The organism is Myxosarcina sp. GI1 (assembly GCF_000756305.1).
Lineage (GTDB): Bacteria > Cyanobacteriota > Cyanobacteriia > Cyanobacteriales > Xenococcaceae > Myxosarcina.
Genome location: NZ_JRFE01000036.1, coordinates 1 through 2999, shown reverse-complemented (window position 1 = coordinate 2999; position 2999 = coordinate 1). Strand labels below are relative to the sequence as shown.

Here is a 2999-nt window from a genome sequence, read left to right as displayed (position 1 = left end):
AAAAATCGCTATTAACGCTGAGGAGTCAATTACCATTACGCTAAGGCAGTCCTGTTTCGTCATAGCCGATTATTGTTTCGGGCGAACGAGAATCCAATACGGGTAAAGCAGCACATCGCTGGGCAATAGCATCGAGTTCTTCAGCCAGAGAATAGGAAGAATGAGAAGTTTTCAAACGCTCTAACCGTTCTTTGACTGCTACAAAGACAGCTTCAGTAATAGTCTCACCCGTCAATTCGGCTAGCTGACGAACCAAAGCATCTGTTTTGTTGTCTTTAATACTAAGAGGCATTTTTCCACCTTCTACCTTTATTTCTATATTATAGAATTAATCGAAAAAGGGGTGTATTATACCAATTCTCGAAAGTAGCTAGAGAGATAGAGCATCTAAAATATATTGCCAGCCAGTCAAAGAATGAATAACATCCTCTGATAAGGAGTTAAGAATATTAGCAACTTTATATTTACAATGGTTCGGACAAAACTAAGCAGCTATAGTTCCATAGTCATAAAGGTTGTAGTAATTGGGATGGGATTTAATCAAAGTTGGCTCAAGACCTAACTGGTCAATAAATAGTTCGAGTAAATGATGATTGAGCGCACGCCGTTTATAACTTGCCATTGAAAAGACAAAATCGGTATCACAATCATGTTGTTGAACAGCATCCCATTTAGCAAGATTAAGAGCAGTCAAAGAACTATTAAAATGAAAATCAAGTTTGGCGCGATCGCGAGCCTGACAATCGGCTAAACCAGTAAATTGCTTGCTGTCACGAAACAAAAACTCAATTTGAAAGCGAGCCTTATAGTAGAGATAAATAGAGTAAGCATCTAGTTTGAGGTCGGTGGAGAATAAAACTGCATAACTGCTGGAGCTTGATTCAGAAGTTCTAAGTAGATAAACCAAGCGAATTTTGCGTTTGAGACTAATTGACCAGACAACAGCAGTGTATAACTCCATATCATCTGTTAATTGAGTTACCCACTCAAAGTTGCTGTAGTCAGTCAAATCGACTTTGCCAGCATATTTACGAGGTCTACCTCGTCGAGAGTACTCACCTTGATCTGGGTAACGTAAATCGGCATCTCGACGCAATTTACCAATTGCTTCTAGTTCTAAATCTGTAACTCCGTTGACCCACTTGATTTTACTGTAAAATCCATCGGTAACTACATATTGTAGCGAGGGTGGAAGATAAGGGCGAGTTGCTGCTAGTTGTTGAAGATAGTGATTGATTCTAGTTGTTTCAGGTTGTTGACTCTTCTCTGATTTAGACTTTGTCTGAGCCTTTGATGTTGCTGGTGTTTGTCGAACACTAAGACTGTAGCTGATGTTATTGGTGACATCTACTACTGCCATTGCTGATATTTCCAGCCCTTTTTCTATTTTAGCTGCACTCCCATTGTAGAAGTAATCTAGACCATAAGTTTGTTTGCCACTCTTAGGGATAAATGAGCAGTCTACTGCCAAGATTATTTGAGAATGAGGTTCAATTGCTTGCTGAATTAATGTTTGATTGAATCTTATAAAGTTGAATGAACGCTGATACTGTCTTCGATAGGTACGCTCACAAATTTGACTGTAACGACTTAAGTTGGTGAAAGTAGCTCGTCCACAAACAATGATAAGAGTTGACAATAAGGTTATCAGAAATTTTTGTTGGGGTTTGCTAAATCACCCACTGAAACCAGTAGGCTTTGTATAATTATTTTGATGCTGTCCATTTGCGGTAATCATTCAATACTTTTACCTTATCTGATGGATAGCTTTTTTTTGTCTTCTTTCCTAAAATTGTCCGAACCATTGATTTAACATCATCAATGCTAGTAAAAAATAAGTTTTTGAGTCTTTGTTTTATGTATTGCCAGACTCGCTCAATAGGATTGAGTTCAGGACAGTAAGGAGGTTGAAAGAAAAGAATAATATTTTCAGAAACTATTAATTTTTGTGCAGTGTGAACTGGGGCATTATCTAGTTGAATAATATGTATTTCCTGACTGTGTTCAATTGAAAATTGTTCTAAAAAAGCTCCCAAACAATTAGAATTAAAACGTGAAAATTCATAGAAGAAGCTTCTCCCTCCTACAGAGTCTACCAAACCGTAAATATAGTAATAACTGTAATGCCATTGTAAAATTTGCTTGGGCTTAACTCCAGCTCTTGTTATTTTCTGACCAGATTCTGTACGATATCCCAATCTGGTTTCGTCCTGAAACCAATAAGATATATTTGGCTTATTTCCCCATTTTTCTTTAATCTCATTGGTTAATCCTTTTATTCTCTCGGCAAAGTGATTCTTAAATGCTGTGATTATTCCTGGTTGTTGCTTCTCATGAATAGGTCGAGCTACTTTTAATTTTCCTTTCAATTCATATCTAACAATTCTCTGTACTGTCGGATAACTTATTTCAATATCTTGGCATACTTTAAGCCACAATTTTATTTCTTGATAACTATCAAATCCTTCGGAGTCAGATAACTCTTGCTGAATTTTAGCTACCGTTTCTATGTCAATCGTCTTACGTGGTTGGATATGCTGGGGAAGCCCCAGCATCCCCCACGCGCTTTTTAGGTCTTCCTGTTTGAGGTGGTTCTTCCAGCAGTTTTGCTATCCCTCCAGTTTTATATAATTGAAGCCAATAGTGTATGGTTGATTCAGACCTTCCCATAATTACAGCTAAATATCTCACTGTTTCGGCTACATTTATTTTGAGTAAATATAGGCTCTGTACTCTAGCATGGTTTAAGGCAGTTTTTTGTTGCTTCATCAGAGACTTTAGTGTCTCTACCGATTCAGAGATTTCAACTTTTGGTACTCCAGACATTAGCTTTTTTTTGTTATTTTATATCTAAACTAAGTCTCCAATGACTTTTGAGAACTGGTATTAGCTGAAAACTTACGATCGCCATTTAAGCAAAGACGAAAGGCAAATCAGTAAGTATAAGATGCAGAAGCGGTGCGACCCACAGAGGCTACCGCCTCAAAGCCGCCCACGCT

The 2999-nt window shown here is 37.6% G+C and carries 4 protein-coding genes; all 4 read right to left on the bottom strand.

Going from position 1 to position 2999, the window contains the following annotated elements; genetic code table 11:
* Positions 1–40: 40 nt before the first annotated feature.
* The 4 genes from KV40_RS24955 to KV40_RS35245 all read right to left on the bottom strand — a co-directional run bounded on the left by KV40_RS24955 (position 41) and on the right by KV40_RS35245 (position 2826).
* Entirely contained in the window at positions 41–292 is a 252-nt protein-coding gene (locus tag KV40_RS24955) for a type II toxin-antitoxin system VapB family antitoxin (RefSeq protein ID WP_036487059.1), read from the bottom strand.
* Positions 293–484: 192 nt separating this feature from the next.
* Positions 485–1639 carry a transposase gene (locus KV40_RS33700; protein WP_072013782.1) on the bottom strand — a complete coding sequence of 385 codons (1155 nt, stop codon included), beginning with the start codon at positions 1637–1639 and terminating at the stop codon, positions 485–487.
* 67 nt (positions 1640–1706) lie between these two features.
* Positions 1707–2555, bottom strand: a complete 849-nt coding sequence (locus tag KV40_RS36405; RefSeq protein ID WP_052055940.1) for an IS630 family transposase — start codon at positions 2553–2555, stop codon at positions 1707–1709.
* Complete coding sequence (locus KV40_RS35245; protein ID WP_072013898.1) at positions 2521–2826, bottom strand: helix-turn-helix domain-containing protein; 306 nt, start codon at positions 2824–2826, stop codon at positions 2521–2523. The genes KV40_RS36405 and KV40_RS35245 overlap by 35 nt, the downstream gene beginning before the upstream one ends.
* Positions 2827–2999 lie beyond the last annotated feature (173 nt).